This is a genomic window from Shewanella bicestrii, assembly GCF_002216875.1.
Classification (GTDB): domain Bacteria; phylum Pseudomonadota; class Gammaproteobacteria; order Enterobacterales; family Shewanellaceae; genus Shewanella; species Shewanella seohaensis.
In genome coordinates this window covers 1,490,967-1,511,778 of the sequence record NZ_CP022358.1, presented here as the reverse complement: position 1 = coordinate 1,511,778, position 20,812 = coordinate 1,490,967, and the positions used below count along the sequence as shown (strand labels likewise).

Annotated in this window: 18 protein-coding genes; 10 read left to right on the top strand and 8 right to left on the bottom strand. The window is 47.8% G+C overall.

The features are described from left to right. Positions 1–240: 240 nt before the first annotated feature. From CF168_RS06600 to CF168_RS06585, 4 genes are all read left to right on the top strand, one after another. Positions 241–1,560, top strand: coding sequence for an ABC transporter substrate-binding protein (locus CF168_RS06600; RefSeq protein ID WP_089067378.1), 1,320 nt, complete (start codon positions 241–243; stop codon positions 1,558–1,560). Positions 1,561–1,604: 44 nt separating this feature from the next. Then, positions 1,605–3,929: an ATP-binding protein gene (locus tag CF168_RS06595; protein ID WP_240520068.1), complete on the top strand. Its 2,325-nt coding sequence runs from the start codon at positions 1,605–1,607 to the stop codon at positions 3,927–3,929. Beyond that, positions 3,919–5,196 carry a sigma-54-dependent transcriptional regulator gene (locus tag CF168_RS06590; RefSeq protein WP_089067376.1) on the top strand — a complete coding sequence of 426 codons (1,278 nt, stop codon included), beginning with the start codon at positions 3,919–3,921 and terminating at the stop codon, positions 5,194–5,196. Before CF168_RS06595 ends, CF168_RS06590 begins: the two co-directional genes overlap by 11 nt. A 166-nt stretch (positions 5,197–5,362) precedes the next feature. Next, positions 5,363–5,605 (top strand): hypothetical protein, encoded by a 243-nt coding sequence (locus tag CF168_RS06585; RefSeq protein ID WP_011626746.1) that lies wholly within the window; start codon positions 5,363–5,365, stop codon positions 5,603–5,605. Positions 5,606–5,613: 8 nt separating this feature from the next. Here the strand turns inward: CF168_RS06585 and CF168_RS06580 are convergent, their stop codons facing one another. The 7 genes from CF168_RS06580 to CF168_RS06550 form a co-directional block, all read right to left on the bottom strand. Continuing rightward, a complete protein-coding gene (locus CF168_RS06580; protein WP_089067375.1) occupies positions 5,614–6,120 on the bottom strand; it encodes a YgjV family protein in 507 nt (168 codons plus the stop codon). Positions 6,121–6,253: 133 nt separating this feature from the next. Beyond that, positions 6,254–6,862: a Crp/Fnr family transcriptional regulator gene (locus CF168_RS06575; RefSeq protein WP_089068921.1), complete on the bottom strand. Its 609-nt coding sequence runs from the start codon at positions 6,860–6,862 to the stop codon at positions 6,254–6,256. Positions 6,863–6,866: 4 nt separating this feature from the next. Then, positions 6,867–7,493 (bottom strand): fumarylacetoacetate hydrolase family protein, encoded by a 627-nt coding sequence (locus CF168_RS06570; protein WP_089067374.1) that lies wholly within the window; start codon positions 7,491–7,493, stop codon positions 6,867–6,869. Between the two features lie 48 nt (positions 7,494–7,541). After that, positions 7,542–8,555, bottom strand: a complete 1,014-nt coding sequence (locus tag CF168_RS06565) for a succinylglutamate desuccinylase/aspartoacylase family protein (RefSeq protein ID WP_089067373.1) — start codon at positions 8,553–8,555, stop codon at positions 7,542–7,544. A gap of 70 nt (positions 8,556–8,625) precedes the next feature. After that, positions 8,626–9,162, bottom strand: a complete 537-nt coding sequence (locus tag CF168_RS06560) for a MarR family winged helix-turn-helix transcriptional regulator (RefSeq protein ID WP_089067372.1) — start codon at positions 9,160–9,162, stop codon at positions 8,626–8,628. Positions 9,163–9,338: 176 nt separating this feature from the next. Further along, a complete protein-coding gene (locus tag CF168_RS06555; protein WP_089067371.1) occupies positions 9,339–9,902 on the bottom strand; it encodes a PhnA domain-containing protein in 564 nt (187 codons plus the stop codon). Positions 9,903–10,036: 134 nt separating this feature from the next. Then, positions 10,037–12,250: a TonB-dependent receptor domain-containing protein gene (locus CF168_RS06550; protein WP_089067370.1), complete on the bottom strand. Its 2,214-nt coding sequence runs from the start codon at positions 12,248–12,250 to the stop codon at positions 10,037–10,039. A 230-nt stretch (positions 12,251–12,480) separates the two neighbouring features. Here CF168_RS06550 and CF168_RS06545 point away from each other — a divergent pair, with 230 nt between their 5' ends. Beyond that, positions 12,481–13,188, top strand: a complete 708-nt coding sequence (locus tag CF168_RS06545; protein ID WP_089067369.1) for a DUF2461 domain-containing protein — start codon at positions 12,481–12,483, stop codon at positions 13,186–13,188. A gap of 87 nt (positions 13,189–13,275) precedes the next feature. Here the strand turns inward: CF168_RS06545 and CF168_RS06540 are convergent, their stop codons facing one another. After that, positions 13,276–13,887, bottom strand: a complete 612-nt coding sequence (locus tag CF168_RS06540) for a TetR/AcrR family transcriptional regulator (RefSeq protein WP_089067368.1) — start codon at positions 13,885–13,887, stop codon at positions 13,276–13,278. 155 nt (positions 13,888–14,042) lie between these two features. Between CF168_RS06540 and CF168_RS06535 the strand changes: the two genes are divergently transcribed. From CF168_RS06535 to CF168_RS06510, 5 genes are all read left to right on the top strand, one after another. Continuing rightward, positions 14,043–14,669, top strand: coding sequence for a glutathione S-transferase (locus CF168_RS06535; protein WP_089067367.1), 627 nt, complete (start codon positions 14,043–14,045; stop codon positions 14,667–14,669). A gap of 61 nt (positions 14,670–14,730) precedes the next feature. Then, the gene (locus tag CF168_RS06530) at positions 14,731–15,399 is read left to right on the top strand and encodes a glutathione S-transferase family protein (protein ID WP_089067366.1); all 669 of its coding nucleotides are present in this window, start codon (positions 14,731–14,733) and stop codon (positions 15,397–15,399) included. A 178-nt stretch (positions 15,400–15,577) separates the two neighbouring features. Beyond that, positions 15,578–16,951: an RsmB/NOP family class I SAM-dependent RNA methyltransferase gene (locus CF168_RS06525; protein WP_089067365.1), complete on the top strand. Its 1,374-nt coding sequence runs from the start codon at positions 15,578–15,580 to the stop codon at positions 16,949–16,951. Positions 16,952–17,240: 289 nt separating this feature from the next. Beyond that, positions 17,241–17,399, top strand: coding sequence for a hypothetical protein (locus tag CF168_RS06515; protein WP_011626757.1), 159 nt, complete (start codon positions 17,241–17,243; stop codon positions 17,397–17,399). A gap of 239 nt (positions 17,400–17,638) precedes the next feature. Beyond that, positions 17,639–20,764: an NAD(P)-binding protein gene (locus CF168_RS06510; protein ID WP_089067363.1), complete on the top strand. Its 3,126-nt coding sequence runs from the start codon at positions 17,639–17,641 to the stop codon at positions 20,762–20,764. Positions 20,765–20,812 lie beyond the last annotated feature (48 nt).

Here is a 20,812-nt window from a genome sequence, read left to right as displayed (position 1 = left end):
ACAGACACACTAATACCCAGTCAGACTCGCAACAAATTGGTAAAAACGGGTTAGTTTTGACACAAACTCGTCCTTAGAAAGCTAATTCCTATGTGTTAGTACAAAGCGAAATCGATAAAGATGACTTAAGCTATTTCAAACCCCAAAAAATCGAGTCAAATTTGACTCAACCGTCGCAAAGTAAGAATTTAAAAATTTAAAAAATATGCGAGTTGAGTCACCAATTAAGGTGTGAAAGGTATGAGTGACATTAAAGTGGCGACAAAAAATCCACGACAGAAAATAAAAATTAACATCTCAAGGTCACTATTATTGCTGTGCGCTAGCCTCTGCTTAAGCGTATTTGTTCATTCCGCCAGAGCGGCCGAACCTATAGTGGTATTAACCACATTTTCTGAAGAACCAATGGGAGCATTGTTTGAAGAATTCAAACAGTTAAATCCCGATATTCCCATTCAAGTGGTATACCGCCGCACAGGCCCTGCCCTAAAGTGGGTACAACAATCATCAATCAATCCGGTTGATATGATCATTTCCTCCAGTCCAACCTTCTTCCATGACTTAGATAATGAGGGACTGATTGTCGCCCCCTTAGAGCAGTACGAGATGCCAGCTTGGTTAACTGTGCATGACCTAACAAAGAGCAATAAAACCATTGCGTTAGGTTACTCAGGCATCACCATCATGTATAACCAGCGCTATCTGGAGAAAAACAACTTACCCATACCCCACACCTGGAAAGACCTGGCGGCAGCACAATTTTCTGGGCATATCATGATGAGCACCCCTAACAATTCGGGCACCACACACATGATGGTCGAAGGGGTATTGCAGCAAAAAGGTTGGCAACAGGGCTGGGCCTTACTGCGTGAAGTGGGCGGCAATTTGGCCTCAGTTTCGGCCAGAAGCTTTGGGGTGAGTGAATCTATCTCCCGCGGACTCGTGGGGGCTGGGGTGGTGATTGATAGCTATGCGATTGATGCAAAAAATAAATTTCCCTTTACGGATTTTAACTATTTACCCAACACGGTGATTTTACCGACCTATATTTCAGTCACTCCCCGCGGCCGAAATAAAGCCAATGTTGCGAAGCTAATTCAATATTTTCTCTCTAACAATGGCCAAACCCTGATCAGCTCCAGCGCCATTGCTAAACACTCGCTCACGGATGCCAGCCTAGCACAAAGCTCCCACCCCGTGATAAATGAAGACCTATTATTTAATCGGGCAACTATTATTAATGCCTTATTTGATCAAGTCATTACCTATCAATTACCTAAACTGCAGCTCGCCTGGAAATTGATCCATCAGGCAGAAGCCACAAATAATATTTCGCCAGATGAGCAAAATATCATCAAGCAAGCGCGGCAATTAGCCAGCGCGGTGCCGATTAATGAAACGGAATCATTACAGTTACAACATCAATTTATTCGGCAGGCGAATGAATATAAACACGCCACCGAAATAGAACAAATAATGTACCAATGGCGTAAAGAAAGTGAATCACAATTAGACCAAGCCATTAGTTTAATGAATAGCCTAGCGTCCCAAAAACGATGAAAACGAATTATTTTAAAATACCCACATCCCTAGGCGGCAAATTAATGCTCGCCTTTGCGAGCATGACGTTCTTAAATCTATTTATTGGTATTACGACAGTGCTCATTTGGGAAGAACTGAGTAATAAAATCAATCATATTGTCGAGCACAGTCTGCCACCGTTAAATGGCGCTTATATGCTCGAACGCTCTAGTGGAAACCTGCAAAGCATTATCTCGAACAGTTATAAAATAAATGATGAACTCGGCTATCAAAATTTTGAGAACGATTTAAAAAATGAAATCGACACGATTAAGCAAGCCTATATCAGCAGCAACCCCGACCGCCAACGACTCCCAGAGCAACGGCTGGCACTTGAGCACTTTTCCCGTTTAATTGAACAACAGGACACATTGTTAAAGCAAAAAATAGCCTATAGCCAAGAGCTTGATAACCTTCAAAAACGTATCACTTGGTTGCATCAGGATTTGAATGATGAGATGACACCTTTGATGCAGGAAGTCGAGTGGCACGTCACTCGGTTACTCTCGCACCCTGTCGATAACCTATCGCCGAATGCCCTGATGAATGAGTTCTTTATTCTGCAGGAGTTATCCACCAAGGAGACTGAGCTATTTACCCTAGTGAATGAGATTATTGACCAGAGATACACCCGGGAATTAACCAGTGCCTTCTCATATCTGGATCAAAAAATCGCTGAAATCGAAACCTTAGTGGAGAAACTCACCAGCTTCCCTTCGACAATCAGCCATAGACAGATCATGAAGAATCTCATCACCCTGATTAGCTCTAATGGTGAATTGATCCGACTACTTAAATTGGATACCCAGGCGCAGTTGGCATTATCCCAATTAGCCGACCCCTTAACCCAAGTGTTAACCCAATTTCACCTCAAAAATATTGCGACACTCGAACAATCGAGCCAAGCGTTTAACTCCCTCAACACCAACACTAAGTCGATGATCATCAATGGCAAATTGATAATTGTGCTTATCTCTATCATCTCTATTGTGATCAGTGTATTAGTGCTGACTGTGCTTATCCGCCAACGGGTATTAAAGCGCCTCAACACCCTCGAAATTGACCTGAAAAATGTGGCAGACGGCCATTTAGATTGGCCAATCACCACCCAAGGAAAAGATGAAATTGGCCACATGGGAGACTGTTTACGGCAGTTCTGTGTCGATATGCAAGCCATGGTCAAAAGCAATGCGCTGACGCTGATCAATAACGCTCAAGCCAGCTTGATCACCTGCCATCCCAATGGCGAAATCGAATCGGCTAACCCCCATGCATTGCAATTATTGAGTCTGAGCACGCTCGCGCCGCAATTGACCCTATGGCAGGCGTTCCCTGCCGCTTGCCAACCACAATTATTGGCGCAATTCGCCGCCGATAGCGAATTGAGCCGGACAGGACAAAGTGAATGCATCCTTAATTTAGTGAAACATAACGCGCCGCAGTACTTACATTTTCACCTGCAGGCTTTCGAACACGCCCGCCAAGCCAAGTATATGGTGACGATTACCGACATCACTAAACAGGAGCTAAACACCCGCGAACTCGAACGCTTAGTGGCGGACAGAACCTTAAACCTCACGGTGAAAAACCAAGAGTTAACCGCAGAAATTGAGCAACGCAAACTGGCGGAAGCGCATTTACATCAAGCGCAGGCGGACCTTATCCAAGCGGCCAAAATGGCGGCGGTCGGCCAAACCATGACCAGCCTTGCCCATGAGTTAAACCAGCCGTTGTCGGCCGTCAGCACCTATTTGTACAGTTGCCGCTTGGCGCTTGAGACCAATCAACTCGAGTTACTTACTGAGATGCTAGGCAAGACGGAAAAGATGAACCTTAGGATGGCAAAAATTATTTCGGCTATCCGTAACTTTGCGCGCAAGTCCCCCACGCAGGTGGAGAGCGTCAGTATCGATATCAATCAACTGGTGAATAACGCGCTGGTACTGGTCGAAACCCGCGCGCGAAACGAAAACATCATCATTCATAATGAGTTAACTAAAGAATATCTTATCCAAGTGGATGCGGTTCAAGTCGAACAAGTGTTGCTCAACATTCTGATTAATGCCATGGATGCCACCGCAAGCCAGACCGATAAACATATCTATGTGACTGTGCTTGAACAAAGCGCAGCCAAACTGACGCTGGCCATTTACGACAATGGGCCGGGATTTGCGCCAAGTATTTTACCGCAAATTTTCACCCCCTTTACCACCACCAAGGCCGTTGGTCTAGGCTTAGGATTGAGCATCTGCCGCTCGATTCTCGAACGTTTTAACGCTGACATTTATCTGGCATCACACTTAGATGGCGGCGCTATGATTATTTTGGAGTTCCGCAATGCCGATTGAAAATTCGACGCCCTTTACCGTGCTACTCGTCGATGATGATGAGGATGTACTGACGGCATACCGTCATTTGTTGCAGCTTTCGGGCTACAGCGCTAAGGGAACCCACTCGCCGACTAAGGCCCTTACCCTACTCAATGAACATTGGAATGGGGTGGTCGTCTCAGACATTTATATGCCGGCGATGAATGGCATGGATTTACTCAACGAAGTGAAAAAAATCGATCCCGAAATCCCCGTCATCATGATCACTGGCCACGGTGATATTCCTCTTGCGGTCGAGGCGGTTAAACGGGGGGCATTCGATTTTCTCGAAAAACCCCTCGATTCGGCGCAATTTTTACAGCTGCTCAAGCGCGCACAACAGATCCGCCAAGGGATCATTGAACAGCGGGAAGCGATTTCGAGCACCTTTAAGGAGCACCTCTTTGGCACCAGCGAGCAAATCAACCAGATCCGCCAGCAACTGAGCCAGATTGCCAGAATCGATAAAGATGTGATGATTGAGGGGAAAATCGGCACGGGCCGCCATTTAGTCGCTTCCGTGCTTCATAGCTTAAGTCAACATAAAAACAACAGCTTAATCATCCATGATTGTAAAGAGTACCCCAGCTTAACCGAGTTAGAGGCCAGCATTGCCAAAGTCCAAAATGGCACCTTAGTGCTGCGTTCATTGACTCAACTGAGCCATGACCATCAACGCTGGCTATGTACTCGCCTGCTGGATCAAGAAAGACTCAACACCAAAAGCCATAGAACCATTTGTATCTTCGATACTAATCCCGACAATGAGGTCAAAACCGGCGCTTTATTGCCCGAACTCTATTACTACTTCTCACAGGCTCGGATCCAATTGCCCACCTTGGCTGAACGTAAGAGCGATATTATTCCCCTATTCCGTAACTTCCTGAGCCAAAGCTGTAAGCGCTTTGACATCCCTATCCCTAAAATTGACTTAAATTACATAGAGATCCTCAAGCGCCACCATTGGCCAGGAAACATCCGCGAACTGCGAAACCTCGCCGAGCTCTATGCGGTTGGCATAATCAAACTCCCCGGCGAAGAAACCCTTAAATTAGTGCAAGCCCCCGAGGCACCGCTCGATGAACTCGTCGATGCCTATGAGAAGCAAGTGATTGAGAACATTCTGTATTTGTGTTCAGGCAGGGTAACAGACGCCGCTAATTACTTAGGGATCCCACGTAAGAAGCTGTACCTAAGAATGAAAAAACTGAACTTGGAGAAAGATAAGTTTAAGCCTAAGTCATAAATCGATGCCCTCGGCTTGCTCATCGCTCAGATGAGTAAGCCGATTTGCGCTTTTCCATCCAGCTCCAACTCAGGCTATAATCCCCACTCTGGTGGATAGGCAAGTCCTTGCGTAGCCCCACAGTAAATCGTTAATCCCTGTTGAATCCTTAAGGATCTAATTGCCTATGACCAATGCATCGACTAGCCCTTTTGCCGTGTTAAACCAAAGCACTGCAAACTCGTTTAATGAACAGAAAAACCTGATTAAACGGGTCTTTAAAGGCAAGCCTGTGCAATGTCCAAGCTGCAATCAAACCCTCAAAGTTATCTTGCCGGAGACGGCTAAAGCCGACCAAGCCGCGGGTATTTTTTGCCCTAAGGGCTGTACCGATATCGAGCTAGATATGGAAGCCGTGGCAGGTATCTAAGCCTTCCTTCAGGATGAGCGTAATTGTCCTCGAAAATAATGGCGGTAATACCCCACGAGATTACTGCCAATAAACAGCAGCTCCATCAATACCGCCACGGGCGAGCCAACTAAAATATTGTGGCACAACCAAAAACTGGTGCCGACTATCATCAATAAGCGCAGATTTTTATCCGTCTGACAAAAGGCGGCGCGGGTTTGAAACAGTGTACCAATACAACTTATCACGCTCACAAGCCCGCTGTAGGTCAAGCCGCTCATCAGCACCGCCGCCCCGCTAAAACCCCACATGGCCTTTTTAGACGTCGTAAAAATACTGGTGAGGTAACGCACACTGGCAATCCCCATTAGCCCTGCGGCCGTCCATTGTGCCAATAAACAAAAATGGATGGAGATTAAGATGCCCGACACGAATAAGCAGGCGACGATGTGCTCACGCGCCTTAAATTGAAACGAGATCAAATCGAAAACGATGGCGATTGCCACCAATAGTTGCGACAGGGTAAAAGCACTCAAGATAGGCTCCTTTAGGGTTCGATATCGGCCTATGAAATAAGCCAATACATTCCACTGTGACTCAGACTGATAGCCGAGGAGCATGCAGGGGATGACCTAAAAGCGCATTAACTTAAGTTAATTGGATGGCTGTTTATACTGAATCTTGCAAACGTCTACGGATCCGCGACAGGCTAATCGCGGTAATGCCAATATAATTAGCCAGTTGCGCATGGGTTAACCGTTTAACCCAGAGGGGAAAATGCTCGAGTAAATGTAAGTAACGTTGCTCTGGTGTGTTGAGCAGCAAAAAGGCTTCTTTTTGTTCTTTATACAATAATTGCTGTTTGAGTAGCGAAAGTTGCACTCGCTGCATCGATGGCTCATTTAACACGGCAAGTGGCATTTGTACTAACCGACAAGCACTGACGGTTTCTAGCTGATAGGGCGCAAGATCCTGCTTTAACCAACTGCGATATAAGAAACAAAGCTCACCTTCGAAGTAAAACTCCTTGCAGCGCTCACTGCCCTCTTGGGTATAGTGGCAAGCGCGCACTATGCCATCCACCACAAAATAGGCAAAGGTTTGGTGCTCGCCTTGGGGTAACAAGCACTCGCCAGTCTGACATGAAAGCGCCCTTGCTTGACTGAGTAGCGGCGCTAAATGCTCAGGCTCGGCCCCTAAGGCGAGCAAATATTGCCAAAGGGGGTTGATTGCCTGCTCAGTAGTTGCCTGATGAGCCGATGCTGAGGGCGCCGTCATTGCATTACTGGCTTTGCCATTCACATTCGACCAAGGGCGTTGGGTGTGACGCATCCTTTAGGCCTAAGGCCACCTTAAATACCCGATTGGGCGCGATGATGCCGACGCCTTTTGGGGTGCCTGTCATCACCATGTCGCCATCTTCCAAGGTAGTAAAGCGTTGTAATTCTTCTAGAATCGTCTGCGGGTTATAGATCATTAACTCAATATGGCCCGCTTGGGTTAACGCCCCGTCGATCGTTAAGCTAAATTCAAATGCCGCGCTGGCATCATCGATAGCGACAAAGGAACTAAATAACGCCGCGCCATCGAAGGCTTTGGCCTTTTCCCAGGGTAATCCCTTGGCTTTCAGTTTGCTTTGCAGCTCTCGCTTAGTGAGATCCAACCCGACCCCAACATGGCTAAAACGCCCCTGCTGATAGATAAAACACAGCTCAGTTTCATAGTGCAGCGCTTCGCCTAAATGCTCAGCATGCAGCACAGTGCTAATCGCCGAGTTGGGCTTGAAAAACACCACCATATCTTCGGGAATGTCATTACCCAGCTCGTGGATATGGTCGACATAATTACGCCCAATACAAAGAATTTTACTCGGGCAAATCTGTTTATTACCGACGTTAACAGTCTTCATTTGACTCCTCATTGGGCTATTGGCTGTAAAGCTATGGCACAGTTAATATCAGGCGTATTCCATTAAAAATTCATCGAGTTGTTCGTTGGCGATTTCAATTTCATCCCCCTCGAACTGCGCAATGTGGAACATGCCCTCACCTTCGTTGGTCACAGGTATATTGCTGATCCCAATGATAATGCCATCGGTGGGGGCGCGAATGGCTACGCTATCGCCCCCATGCGGACTCACAATATGGGCGATGATATACCCCTTATTGACCCGCTGCCCGAGTTTAAGCTTCATATTCACTAAACCATCGGACTCACTGCGAACCCAATAACTGCGAATCGCACTCACGCTGGCGACCTTGTTACTGACTCGCCCCTTGAGCATATCAAGGCTGCGCATCACATTGAGTACGCCCTTAAGACCCGACTTAATCGCCAGTTCACTAAAGCGCAGCGCCTCGCCCGCCTCATACAAAATACAGGGAATACCCTGCTGATTCGCATAGCCACGCATCGACACGCTACGCGCCTTGGAGTGCATGATAAGTGGCGCGCCGAAGGCATTGGCCATGGCTAACATGGTTGCATCACTGGTATCGCAGCGGATCTGCGGTAAGTTATCTCTATGAATAGCACCCGTATGTAAATCAATCACATGGGTTGCGTGCACTAATAATTGGGTAGCAAAAAGGTTGGCTAAACGACTCGCCAGCGCACCTTTGCTCGAGCCGGGGAAACAACGATTGAGGTCACGCCTATCGGGGAGATAACGGGATTGTTGAATAAAACCAAACACATTGACTATAGGCACCACAATCAGGGTGCCGGCTAAATTCTTAGGATTGACGCGCCCAAGCAAGCGCCGGCAGATCTCTATGCCATTGAGCTCATCGCCATGGATGGCAGCGCAGACTAACAGTGTCGGGCCAGGTTTGATACCATGGAACACTTCAACATGAATATCGAGTTGGGTATCGGTATAGAGCTTAGCGGCGGGAAGTTTTATCCCCATTTGCGTGCCCGCAATGACTCGCTTGCCTTCAATTTCAAACGCTTCGCGCTTTTTTACCATAGTCACTCCCTGATGCTATCCCTAAGACGCCATACAACACTTTGTCTCTCGTCCCCAAAAACTGGGTCGATTAACGTTCAAAGTGAGCAAGCCACGTCTTTAAAATCTGCTGCAATGTTTCGCGCTCGGCACTCGGCACTCCTGCCAATAATGCGCTTTGGCATTGAATATGTTTGGGCAGCGCCGCATCAATCAACGCCTTGCCTTCGGTGGTGAGCGACACATGCACGGCGCGGCGATCTTCCTTACTGTGCTCACGGGCAATCAGCCCTTTATTTTCAAGCCGGTCTAAGCGACTGGTCATAGCGCCAGAGCTTAACATCATGCTCTGATACAGCTGCGAAGGCGATAGCATATAAGGCTCGCCCGAACGTCTGAGGGTCGCGAGCACATCAAATTCCCCCTGACCTAAGCCAAATTCGCCGTGGCACAGGGCGATGGCGTTTTCCATATATTTGGTCAGGCGCGCGATGCGCCCTAACACCGCCATTGGCACTAGATCCTCTGTCACCCCTTGAGCCTGCCACTGCCCAAGGATGTTATCTAATCCATCTTTAGCGGAAGTCGACTGTTGTTTTGCATCGGGTGATTGCGAGTCGTTTACCATAGCTTTATCTCTATATAAAGATTCTTCACATGCCACACATTTTATCGCCTAATTAAACGATTTGTATATGCGCAGGCTTTTCGTGGGCAGATAAGATTACATTCTGCATAAAAAAAACCGCCCAATTGATACAAATTGGGCGGTTAAGTGTTCAAACAAGCTTTAGTGATAGTGACTTACGACTTTTTCACAAAGCAGGTCAGGATCACGATGCGAGTGCCATTCACACGGCCTTCGATATGCTCTGGATTGTTGGTCAACGAGATATTACGAACCGCTGTGCCGCGTTTTGCCACAAAGCTGGTGCCTTTAACGTTGAGATCTTTAATGATAACAACGGTATCGCCAGCGTTCAGTACCGCACCGTTGCTGTCTAAGGTCGGAGGTGTATCATCGCTCGCGGCAGCCACTTCGGCATCGCCCCAAGCGCGTAAATCCTCTTCCAGATACAGCATATCCAGTAAATCCTGCGCCCAGCTTTCGCTGCTTAGGCGTTTCAGCATGCGATATGACATCACTTGAACCGCCGGGACTTGGCTCCACATGCTGTCGTTCAGACAACGCCAGTGGTTCATGTCCATGGTATCCGGCGCTGCGATTTGGCTGCTGCAATTTTCACAAATCATGATCTCGTTTTCATGACCATCGGAAGCCGGTAAGTCATAAATAGAGAGTTCGACGTCACTTGCGCAGAGTTCACATTTGCCGCCACAGCGAGTTAGCAATTCATTTTCAGTCATTTTTTCTGTCTACATGCGTAATAAAACGCGGATTATGCCATAAATTGGCTTTTCACGGCAGGGGGGAAGGCAAGATAACCCTATTTTTTATATGAGTTATCTGTTTACCCATCCTTGAAATTGCCATTTAATCCTTAAAATTCATAAGCTAAACTGAGTCTGATATCTCGCCCCGGCGCGGGGATGCCATCCGACAGAAACGGCGTCACTTGCTGGTTCGTCAGATTTTTTGCCATTAAGCGCACGCTTAGCCCTTTCAGGGTATCTTGAGGCTCGTAGGCTAAATATATATTTTGTAAGAAGTAATTCTCACTTGGGGACTCAGCATTAAAGATATCCCCCTGAGGCACATTATCCTGCGCATCGTACCAAGTACCTTGCCAAGCGACTGAAATGTCATCGGTAATGTACATGCCCACACGCAGGCGAATATCCAGCGGCGCAATGTTAGCAAGGTATTCATCCTCGCCTTGGCTGTCTCTGAGCGATCCCCGATGCTCGCCCTGTAACCAAGAAACGGCTAAGTCACTGAAGAAATCCTGATAACGGTACTGGGACTCAAGATCGGCGCCGTAGATCTCATAGCCGTCAAGATTGGTGTAACCACTTTGAATCGCTTGATTTGGGTCGGACTTTGCCCCGCGGCGCTGGGCAATATCATCCCGCCCCAAGTTAGCAAAGAGGGTCACTTGGGTTGAAAGCGTATCTTGGGCGGCAAAAAGATGGGTTTGCTGCGTCATCAAGCCCAGTTTAAAGGCGTGCAGACGCTCAACATCAATATCTCGACTCGTGCCGGTAATGCTCGCCTTGGCGTATTGCACCGCATAGATTTCATCGACCACTGGCGCCTGTAAGCTGTAGGCGTAATCGAAATTCACTCGAGTATTAGCAGTTAACTGGTAGTCGATACCCAATCGCGGTGAAAAGCCCGAATGGTGGGTCGAACTGTAGTCGTGCCCTGCCTCGATATCGTTGTAATCGGGGGCAATGTTGGGGCGACCAATGCTATAGATAAAGTCATACCGTAGTGAAGGGGTGATAGTTAGTTCATCCGTCACACTAATCGCATCGCGCAAATACACTGCATAGGTATCCTGACGCCCTTCTGGCTGATAGTAAGGGGTGTACCAACCGTAGTTTTTCTCAGGATTTTTCTCATAACTTTTGTTAAAGACCATTGAATCCCTATCGAGGCTACGGAACTGCAACCCTGTGGTGATCTCATGATCCCCAATAACACTTAAGTTGTTGATGTCAATGTAGTCACGTTTGTAATCCAGCCAAGATTCATGGCCGAAGTTGCCGACGGAGACAGTCATCTTCTCCCACGCAATTGGCGGCCTGATCCAATGGCGCGCATTCGCCGAATGGGAAATCACAATCTGGGTATCAATTAAAGGATTACTCGGTGAATAGCGATAATTCGCCGACCAAGTATTGTCTTCATAGGTGTTGTAAGCCGTGGTGGCATAGAGCGCCTGCTCATAGGAACCATATTTACGGATGTTGTAGTCAGAAATCGCGGGCATAGGACCACGGCGATTGGCCCAAGGCTTTCGGCCTTCATCGAGATAATGGGTCAGGCTCAACATAAATTGATGATCGCCCTGCTCATAATCCAGTTTGCCGAGGTAATTATTTTGCTCATAACCTGAGTATTCAAATTCATCACCATTAGCGAGCGTCACATCCCCCGCATCACGACGAGTGATATGCAACAAGCCTGAAAGTTGTCGATTCGCTCGGCCATAAAGGGTTCCGGTGTAACTTTTGGCGTCGTTATTGCTGGCGTAACTGGTTTTAACTCTTGTGCCAACACTTTGATTGTAATTTAAAAAATCATCTGCAGATTTTGTGACTACATACATGGAGCCACCAAAACCGCCGTTACCCGAGCGGACATCGTGGGCCCCTTTAATCACTTCGACTCGCTTGATTAAATCGGGATCTAAGAAGAACGAACCATAGCGATACTGCTCAAATCCCACGGGGGCGTTATCGACATAAATGTTAAAATCTTCGGTTTCGCCAAATCCCCATACGTTAATGCGCTCGCCACCACTGCGAGTCCCACCATCAACATGGGCACCGGCCATATCATCGATGACTTCGGCAAATGTGGTCGCTTGCATCTCTTCAATTTGCTCCATCGAGATGATCGCCTCACCCGGCTTAGTCATAGTGGTCGCTCGGCGATATTGCTGGCCATGTACTTGTAATATCTCGATGGGCTCGACCTTAGGCGCTCCCAATACCTCCTTGGCATTGAGTGGCAACGCAGGCAATACCGTCAAACCCGCACAACCCATCATTATTTTCGCTATCCTGCTCTTAGGTTGATATCCCATCTCCCCATCCCCTATTACCTAGTGTAAAAAATAGGGCGGCATTATAGGCATCAAAGTTAAAGATGAGAATTATTCTCACCTAACTTTACATGTAAATCGCAACCTGATAGTCACGGCAGAGAAATGCTCGAAGAATTTGCAATATCCAGGCGCTTTTGTTCAACTCGCACTAGCCTGTTTTGATTAACGATCGGAATTCCAATCTCAAGCACCTCAAAGGTTTTATGCACATGACTAAGCTAACCGCACAACCCCAAACCGAGTTGGCATTTACGGCCGCCAGCTTAGATTTTCTCAAACAGCTGGCGCTCAATAACTCCCGCGACTGGTTTAAAGCCCATCAGGAAGAATATGAAAATAAGGTCAGAACCCCTGCACTGCGTTTTATCGAGCAAATTCAGCCTGATATTGTTGCTATTTCCCCAAGATTAACGGCGGTTGCCAAAAAAGTCGGTGGCAGCTTAATGCGTCCACAGCGCGATAGTCGTTTTAGCAACGACAAGACACCCTACAAGACCAATGTGGGGATCCAGTTTCGGCATTTTCAGGGTAAAGATGTGCATGCACCAGGGCTGTATTTACATATTGCCGAGGATGGATGTTTTATTGCCGCCGGTATTTGGCATCCCGAATCCAAGGTGCTGAATGCGATTCGGACTTGTATTGATGAAAACCCCAACGGCTATAAAAAAGCGCTGCACATCTTAACCAATCAAGGATTTATGATGGATGGTGATAGTTTGACACGCCCTCCTAAAGGATTCGATAAACATCACCCAATGCTGGACGAGCTCAAACGTAAGGACTTTATTGCGCTAAAGCCAATCCCCTTTGAACGGCTCTGCCAAGCCGATGCCGCCCGCTACTGCGCCGAACAATTCGCCCACTGTAGCCAATTGATGGCTTACTTGTGCTTTGCCCTCGAATTGGACTTTTAGGTTTCTGTATAAGTGGTTGCGTAAGTTTTTACAGTTGATGATGCCAAGTATTGCCTTGGCCTCATGCTTATCGGTTTAGCCTACGTCCTATTTCACATCGACGGGCTTTAGGGGCGTCAACGCGAGACTCTTAAGGTATTCACTTAATACCTCAAATGCGTTATCCAACAGCGCGTATTCCTTCGCCTTGCCTAACACTCTAATCCCTTGTAATTGAAGCACTAAAAATGCCGCGAGCGACTCAGGCTGAACCGATTGAGACAACTCACCCTGTCGCTGACTGTAGCCTAATACATCGGCGAAATTACTCTGTAACTGGGCAAATAAGCGCTGGCACTCCTGCTGCACGCAGTCATCGTCGAGGCATTTTTCCATCACCGCATTCTGCATAAAACAGCCGTACTCTTGCTCGCGCTGCAAGGCCACAAATCGTGCTAAATAGGTCAAGATTTCACTCAGCCCTGCCTGTGCGTGCAGGATTTGCTCTTTCGCGCCGAAGGAATAGTGGTCGAGATAAAAGCGCAGGGATTCGCGATACAAACTCTGCTTATCGCCAAAACTGTTATACAAGCTGAAACGATTAATCCCTAAGTGTTCGACCAGATCGGCAATCGAGGTCTCGGCAAATCCCTTTCGCCAAAACAGCTCCATCGCCTGAACGAGCTTTTCTTGTCTATCAAAATTACAACTGCGTGCCATGGTCCAAACCTACATTGATGCCTACATTAAACGGAATATCATAGGGCAAAAACATTCTTGACTGACCGTTTAGATATGGCGTAAATTCTATCCTAACCGATCGTTCCGTTAAAGCCCTATTTGGCCAAACTTACAGATTAATAGAAGGAAAGAGCATGAAGCTTTATGAATTAGCCCCAACGCCAAGCGCAAGACGCGTGAGTATTTTCCTCGCAGAAAAAGGCATCGACATTCCGCGAGTGAGTGTGGACATTCGCGGCGGTGAAAACCTTAACCCTGAATTCAAAGCCAAAAGTGTCAACGGGCGCATTCCCCTGCTCGAACTCGATGATGGCAACCATATCTGTGAGTCCGTCGCTATTTGCCGTTATCTCGACGAGATCTATCCGAGTGACACTTCCTTATTTGGTAACACGCCACTGGAGCGCGCTAAAGTGGAAATGTGGCAACGTATCATTGAGTTACAAGGTTTTACCGCAGGTTTTCAAGCCTTTAGAAACCTAACGGGTATCTACAAAGACAGGGAAAATTGTGTCGAAGCCTGGGGCGCAGAATCACGCCAACGGGTCATTGACTTCCTACCGACCTTAGACCAACAATTAGCCAAATCAAGCTATGTTGCGGGCGATAACTATACGATTGCCGACATTTCTGCTTACGTTTTTATTAGCTTTATTAAAAACTTAGATATTCTGGTGGATGACACTCTGCCCCATATTCAAGCTTGGTTTGCGACAGTGGCCCAGCGCCCTGCAATAGTGTCGCTTACCCCGAAAAACTGACAGCGATGCCCTGTTGGGCAGCCAGATTAAGCATTAACCAGTTAAGACTTAAGGGATAACTATGATTGATTTATATACCGCCGCGACCCCGAACGGTTTTAAAATTTCCATCGCGCTCGAAGAAATGGGTCTCGACTATCGAGTGCATAAGTTAGATTTCAACACTAACGAACAGAAGCAGCCTGAGTTTCTGGCCATTAACCCTAATGGCCGTATTCCCGCCATTATCGACCGAGATAACGATGACTTTGTGGTGTTCGAGTCCGGCGCGATTCTTCTGTATCTGGCTGAAAAAACGGGTAAGTTTTTGCCTGCCGATCCTAAAAAACGCTCGCAGGTCATTCAATGGCTGATGTTCCAAATGAGCGGTGTTGGTCCAATGATGGGTCAAGCTAACGTGTTTTACCGTTACTTCCCCGAAAAAATCCCTGCGGCTATTGAACGTTACCAAAAAGAAGGTCGACGTTTGTTTGAGGTAATGAATACCCAGTTAGCCAAGCATCAGTATCTGGCCGGTGAAGAGTACACCATTGCCGATATCGCGACTTGGCCTTGGGTGCGCATCCATGAATGGAGCGGCATCAATATGGAAGGACTCACTCACCTACAACGTTGGTTAGATGAGTTAGCCCTAAGACCCGCTTGCCAAAAAGGCATAGTGACACCGCCGCCTTCGGTCTTGAGTGATGAAGAACGTGCTAAGCAAATCCAGAAGATGGTGACTAAGTAGGTCATCCTATCCTCTCGCGCATTCGTTTTTCCCATCAAGCCCCAACTCAGCATTGGGGCTTTTTTACTGCTAGCGATACGTAAAACTGCTACACTCTGCGCCACTTATTGATTTGCTTGGCCATATTCATCCCATCGGATGCACATCACTCGGCCGAGCCCCTTTTCAGGCTAACTTTATGGGCAATCCAAACGGCTTATCATCAGCAACCATGGCATCTACAGTGAATATCGAACCACAAACCCTCGCGCAAAAACGCGGATTAAGTTATGCCAATACCATTAAGTTATTGTTTGATGAGATTTTAAACACCAAGCAACCCGCCGACCGAGTTCTCGCGAACTACTTTAGGGAACATAAAAAGCACGGCTCTAAGGATCGCAAAGTGATCCGCGAATCCTTATTTAGCCTGTTCCGTTGGTGGGGCTGGTTTAAAGCCACAGGCGAACATCAACAGGCGCCACAATTTTTTGCCATGCTCAGCGCGAGTGCCTTAATCGAAGCCCATCCATGGCAGGATATCGCCAGTGCCTGGCATGGGCTCGCCCAATCGCCGATTGATTATCAACAACTTCAATCCCTTAGCGTTAGCAGCTTAACGGATAAATTGGCACTGGTACGGCAGCAATTTCCCCAAGTGTCCTTCGAACTCACAGATTTATTACCCGAATGGTTTTGGCAAGTATGCCCAATTGCGCCAGAGCTGCGTCCAAATCTCATCGAAGCCATGTCTAGCCGTCCACCGATTTGGGGACGTGCGCAGGGAATCAACAGCCAAACAGCAGTCAAACAACTGCAAGCACTTGAGATAGATGCAAGCCTCAGCCTCTATTTTGAAGATGCCATAAACCTTGGCACTAAGAGCATGAATCTCAATGAAATATCACTCTATAAAGAAGGCAAAATCGAGATCCAAGATTTAGCCTCGCAAGTGATAGGTCAAATATGCGCTCCAGAGCCTTGGCAACACTGGTGGGATACCTGCAGTGGCGCAGGCGGAAAAACCCTGCAATTGCGATCACTGATGCAAACGGCCACGGCTAAGCACAATCCATTCGTGGGCAGCATTGTCTCATCGGATATTCGCGCCCACGCCTTAGAAGAACTCAGCAAACGTGCCCAACGAGCAAAGTTTGATGGTATCAGTATTGCGCGCTGGCGCAGTGATGCACTGCCAGTCGACGCCAACCATTTTGATGGGGTATTAGTCGACGCCCCCTGTAGCTGCACGGGCACATGGCGCCGCAATCCCGATATGCGCTGGCTCGACAGCATCGAGACCGTCACTGATAAAGCAGCACTCCAACTGGATATTTTAAGCCGCAGCAGCAAAGCGGTAAAAGTGGGCGGAAGCTTAATCTATGCCACTTGCTCATTGTCACCCGTTGAAAATGAGCAAGTGGTTTCCGCCTTTTTACAACAACATCCCGAATTCAGCCTAGTGCCAATCCGCCATCCCTTTACCGGCGAACAAACAGAAATGTTGACCGTGTGGCCCTTCGAAGCCAATACAGATGGAATGTTTGTGGCGCGCATGCAGCGCAATCACTAGCACTAACTCCTTATTTTTTTATCAGAACTTGGCACTCATCCCTTGAGTGCCATTCTTTTTGCCTCCGCACAATATGAAGGCGCTTTTTATCTTAATCATTTAATAATCATCAAGATAAACCCTAGATTGCGGCGTAAAATCGCCAACCCAATTCCATCGAGACCTATCCCCCCTTCTTGGACAAAACTTTTCACCATCAGTGATGAAATATTTCGCTTTAGCTTAATCTCGCCTTTGGGTAAAAAGATCGAGTGCTGAGAATGGCACAGGTATTTTTGGAATTTTGACCATGTCACACTCCTATGAATTTGACGACGATGATGCGCCATGGGGCGATAACGTCAAAGGTAAGCAAAAAAACAAACGCGTAAAACAACGTCGCAGGGACACTAAGCGCCGTTATTCAGATGATGCAGAGGTGGATTTCTATCAGCATAAATCGAAGTAACCGATAAACTACCCGTTTGCCTTAGCAAATTCGCGCTTTAATAAGCCAGTCAAATCCGAGCAAGTTGGATAACCTCCAACTTGCTAGTTAGTCCAAGCGTTTCCCCTCTTCTCTGTTTTGATTCAATTGTAAAATCAATAGGCTAATGAGCCGATTTACCCTATGCTCTTTAGGGTTTATTTACGCCCTTTATTGACCAAACCACCTGACACATCTTAACGGGTTTAAAGGATGATCCCATGGAAAAACAACGCCCCGATTTTATCTATCCCCCTGGCAGTATGTTGATGCACTCGCCCTTAGTGTTGAATAAAGCCGATATGTACGGCTTTTTTCTCAAGGGAAAACTCGCCAATCTGCAGCGCTCCATTGATAAAACGCTCAATCAAGTCGCCGGAAGCGCCATGTACTTTAAAGTGCTGTCGCCCTATGTACTGACAACCTTTACCCAAATAGAGAAAGCCTATTCAGAGGACCCGACCGACAGAGCCAAAGGTTGGATCCAAGAAACCGACATCATCACTTGGGTCATGGTCGGTCGCCAAGACCATAGCAACAGCGCATCCATCAGCCATGTGTATTTTCAGCCGCTGCATATTTGGGTGAATGATGCGATGGCCCTGATCAATGGCCGCGAGTTGTTCGGTTATCCCAAGTATTTGTGTGAATACACTATGCCCGCGGTCGGTGAGCCATTAACTCGACTCTCCCTAGCAACAAAGAGCTTCTTACACTTTAGCCCTGACACTGAACTTGCCATGCACCCGCTGATTGAAGTGAATTGCAATGCCAAGCCCGAGGCGCAGCTCACCACGCTAGAAGCCATAGCCCAAACCTGGCAACTCTTTAAAGAACAAACGGATTTTATTCCAGAGCTGGATAAGCTAGGTGAGGAGCAACTGTTTCACTTACTGTTTAAGCCCGCTATCGACCAAGTGTTTTTAAAGCAGTTTCCGGATGCTTCAGGCCAAAAAGCGGTTTATCAGGCGATTACGGCGGCGCCCGCACAGGTCAACAAAGTGCACAGTGTTGCCCTATTGGAAAATGACTTTGTCGCCACCATTTTTGATAACGCCAGCTTCCCACTCAAAGAGACCCTAGGTGTCGAGGTTGGCGAGCAGCATGTATTACTGCCCTACCATGTGAACTTTGACTTTGAAGTACCACCGGGCGAAGTGCTGGTCGATAACTCTGAAATCAAAAAACAAAAAATAGCCATTCTCGGCGGAGGTGTCGCCGCCATGACCGCCGCCTGTTATCTCACCGACAGACCCGGTTGGCAGAATCAATATGAGATTGATGTCTATCAATTAGGCTGGCGAATCGGCGGCAAGGGCGCAAGTGGCCGTAATGCCGCTATGGGACAACGGATTGAAGAGCATGGCCTGCATATCTGGTTTGGTTTTTACCAGAATGCCTGCGCCTTGATGCGTAAAGCCTATGAAGAATTAGACCGCCCGCCAGAAGCGCCGCTAGCCACCTTCTTCGATGCCTTTAAACCCCATAATTTTATTGTGCTGCAGGAGGAAATTAATGGCCGCTCCGTTAGCTGGCCGATCACCTTTCCGACACTCCCAGGGATCCCAGGAGATGGCACCGAAACCTTAACCTTCTGGAAGGTAGTTAAGGCCGCCTTTGCTTGGATAAAAGAATGGCTAAAGGACATGGACTCCCTGCTGGAAGCCGATGAAAAAGCCATGGCGACGCCGAAAAACTGGCTCGATATCAGCTGGTTTGAACGGCTGAAGGATAAGTTAGAGGATTCGGTCGATGATGCGATGGAATCCCTAGACGCCCTAGGTGACAAGCTCGAATGCCATTTTAATCAAATGATTGGCCGCGAATGCGATGAGCATGTCCACAGCGAGAGTGACGATGGTTTGGTCGAATCCGCCGTCGATGCCCTGCACCAAAGGTTGGTTAAACGCTTTAGCGACCATTTAGACACTAACGATGAGTTACGCCATCTGTATATTGCCGTCGACTTAGGCTTAACCATCTTAAAAGGGATGTTTGCCGATGATGTGTTTGAAAAGGGCTTCGATGCCATCAACGACTACGATTACCGCGAATGGTTAACTAAACACGGCGCCAGCCCAAAATACACGGTCGACAGCGCGCCGGTACGTGGTTTTTATGATCTGGTGTTTGCCTACGAAAAAGGCAACTTCGACAAACCCAATGTCGAAGCAGGGACGATTATTCGCTCCATGCTGCGTATCGCCCTGTGTTATCAAGGCGGAGTCATGTGGAAAATGCAGGCGGGTATGGGCGATGTGGTCTTTACCCCTTACTATGAAGTGCTGAAACGGCGCGGGGTGAACTTCCACTTCTTCAATCGGGTTGATAATTTAGAATGTCGCGACAACAGCATTCAAGCGATTGAAATCACTGAGCAAGTCGCACTGGCACCGTCGGTTAAAGACTACAATCCACTCGTGGATGTTAAAGGGTTAGCCTGCTGGCCCAGCACGCCCAATTACGATCAACTCGAGCCTGAGCAAGCCGCATTGCTAAAAGCCCATGATATTAATCTTGAGCACTTCTGGAGCGATTGGGACAATCTGTACGAGGCGCAATTTGGTCAGGCACTACCGAAAAAACGTCTGCAAAAAGGCGTGGACTTCGACAAAGTGATTTTTGGTCTGTCATTAGGATCGGTTCCCCATGTAGCGAGCGAGGTTATGGCACAGAGTCCGGCGCTCAAAACCTGCGTCGATAAAGTGCAGACAGTCGCGACCCAAGCCTATCAACTGTGGATGAATCAAGATCTTAATGGTATAGGTTGGCCCAATTATTCTGAGGATGGCGAACAGCCCGTCTTATCTGGCTTTACCGAGCCCTTCGATACGTGGGCATCGATGGACCAATTGCTCGATAAAGAAGACTGGCGGGGCATAGAGCCAAAAAATGCCAGCTATTTCTGCTCGGCGTTGCCTGTGGATGCTTATCCTCCGCGTACGGATATCGGTTTCCAGCAGCGCAAAACCGCCGAAGCCAAGGCTGGCGCCATCAATCAACTCAATACGGAAATTCATAAGCTGTGGCAGCAGGTTGGCGACAGCTTCCCCTGGGAATGGTTGCACGATGAACAGCAGCGCGAAGGCGAGGCGCGATTCGATAGCCAATATTGGCGCGCCAATGTGGATCCTTCCGAGCGTTATGTCCTGTCAGTGAAAGGCAGCTCTCAATATCGGATCACCACGGATGGTACGGGCATCGACAATCTGTATATGACGGGAGATTGGATTAAAACCGGTCTCAACGCTGGTTGTGTGGAAGCAGCGACGATGGCGGGTATGCATACTGCCAAAGCCATCTGCGGCCATCCGGCCATTATCAAAGGCGAAAAAGACTTCGCCTAAATGCCAAGGGGCTGCATTATGCAGCCCCTTTTTTTATCCAACTATATG

Bases quoted from the DNA above. Each gene is read 5' to 3' on its own strand.
- CF168_RS06515 (WP_011626757.1), top strand. From the start codon at position 17,241: ATGTCACACTCCTATGAATTTGACGACGATGATGCGCCATGGGGCGAT.
- CF168_RS06595 (WP_240520068.1), top strand. From the start codon at position 1,605: ATGCTCGCCTTTGCGAGCATGACGTTCTTAAATCTATTTATTGGTATT.
- CF168_RS06525 (WP_089067365.1), top strand. From the start codon at position 15,578: ATGGGCAATCCAAACGGCTTATCATCAGCAACCATGGCATCTACAGTG.
- CF168_RS06530 (WP_089067366.1), top strand. From the start codon at position 14,731: ATGATTGATTTATATACCGCCGCGACCCCGAACGGTTTTAAAATTTCC.
- CF168_RS06565 (WP_089067373.1), bottom strand. From the start codon at position 8,555: ATGGTAAAAAAGCGCGAAGCGTTTGAAATTGAAGGCAAGCGAGTCATT.
- CF168_RS06535 (WP_089067367.1), top strand. From the start codon at position 14,043: ATGAAGCTTTATGAATTAGCCCCAACGCCAAGCGCAAGACGCGTGAGT.
- CF168_RS06545 (WP_089067369.1), top strand. From the start codon at position 12,481: ATGACTAAGCTAACCGCACAACCCCAAACCGAGTTGGCATTTACGGCC.
- CF168_RS06550 (WP_089067370.1), bottom strand. From the start codon at position 12,250: ATGGGATATCAACCTAAGAGCAGGATAGCGAAAATAATGATGGGTTGT.
- CF168_RS06555 (WP_089067371.1), bottom strand. From the start codon at position 9,902: ATGACTGAAAATGAATTGCTAACTCGCTGTGGCGGCAAATGTGAACTC.
- CF168_RS06540 (WP_089067368.1), bottom strand. From the start codon at position 13,887: ATGGCACGCAGTTGTAATTTTGATAGACAAGAAAAGCTCGTTCAGGCG.
- CF168_RS06560 (WP_089067372.1), bottom strand. From the start codon at position 9,162: ATGGTAAACGACTCGCAATCACCCGATGCAAAACAACAGTCGACTTCC.
- CF168_RS06600 (WP_089067378.1), top strand. From the start codon at position 241: ATGAGTGACATTAAAGTGGCGACAAAAAATCCACGACAGAAAATAAAA.
- CF168_RS06585 (WP_011626746.1), top strand. From the start codon at position 5,363: ATGACCAATGCATCGACTAGCCCTTTTGCCGTGTTAAACCAAAGCACT.
- CF168_RS06510 (WP_089067363.1), top strand. From the start codon at position 17,639: ATGGAAAAACAACGCCCCGATTTTATCTATCCCCCTGGCAGTATGTTG.
- CF168_RS06590 (WP_089067376.1), top strand. From the start codon at position 3,919: ATGCCGATTGAAAATTCGACGCCCTTTACCGTGCTACTCGTCGATGAT.
- CF168_RS06570 (WP_089067374.1), bottom strand. From the start codon at position 7,493: ATGAAGACTGTTAACGTCGGTAATAAACAGATTTGCCCGAGTAAAATT.
- CF168_RS06575 (WP_089068921.1), bottom strand. From the start codon at position 6,862: ATGACGGCGCCCTCAGCATCGGCTCATCAGGCAACTACTGAGCAGGCA.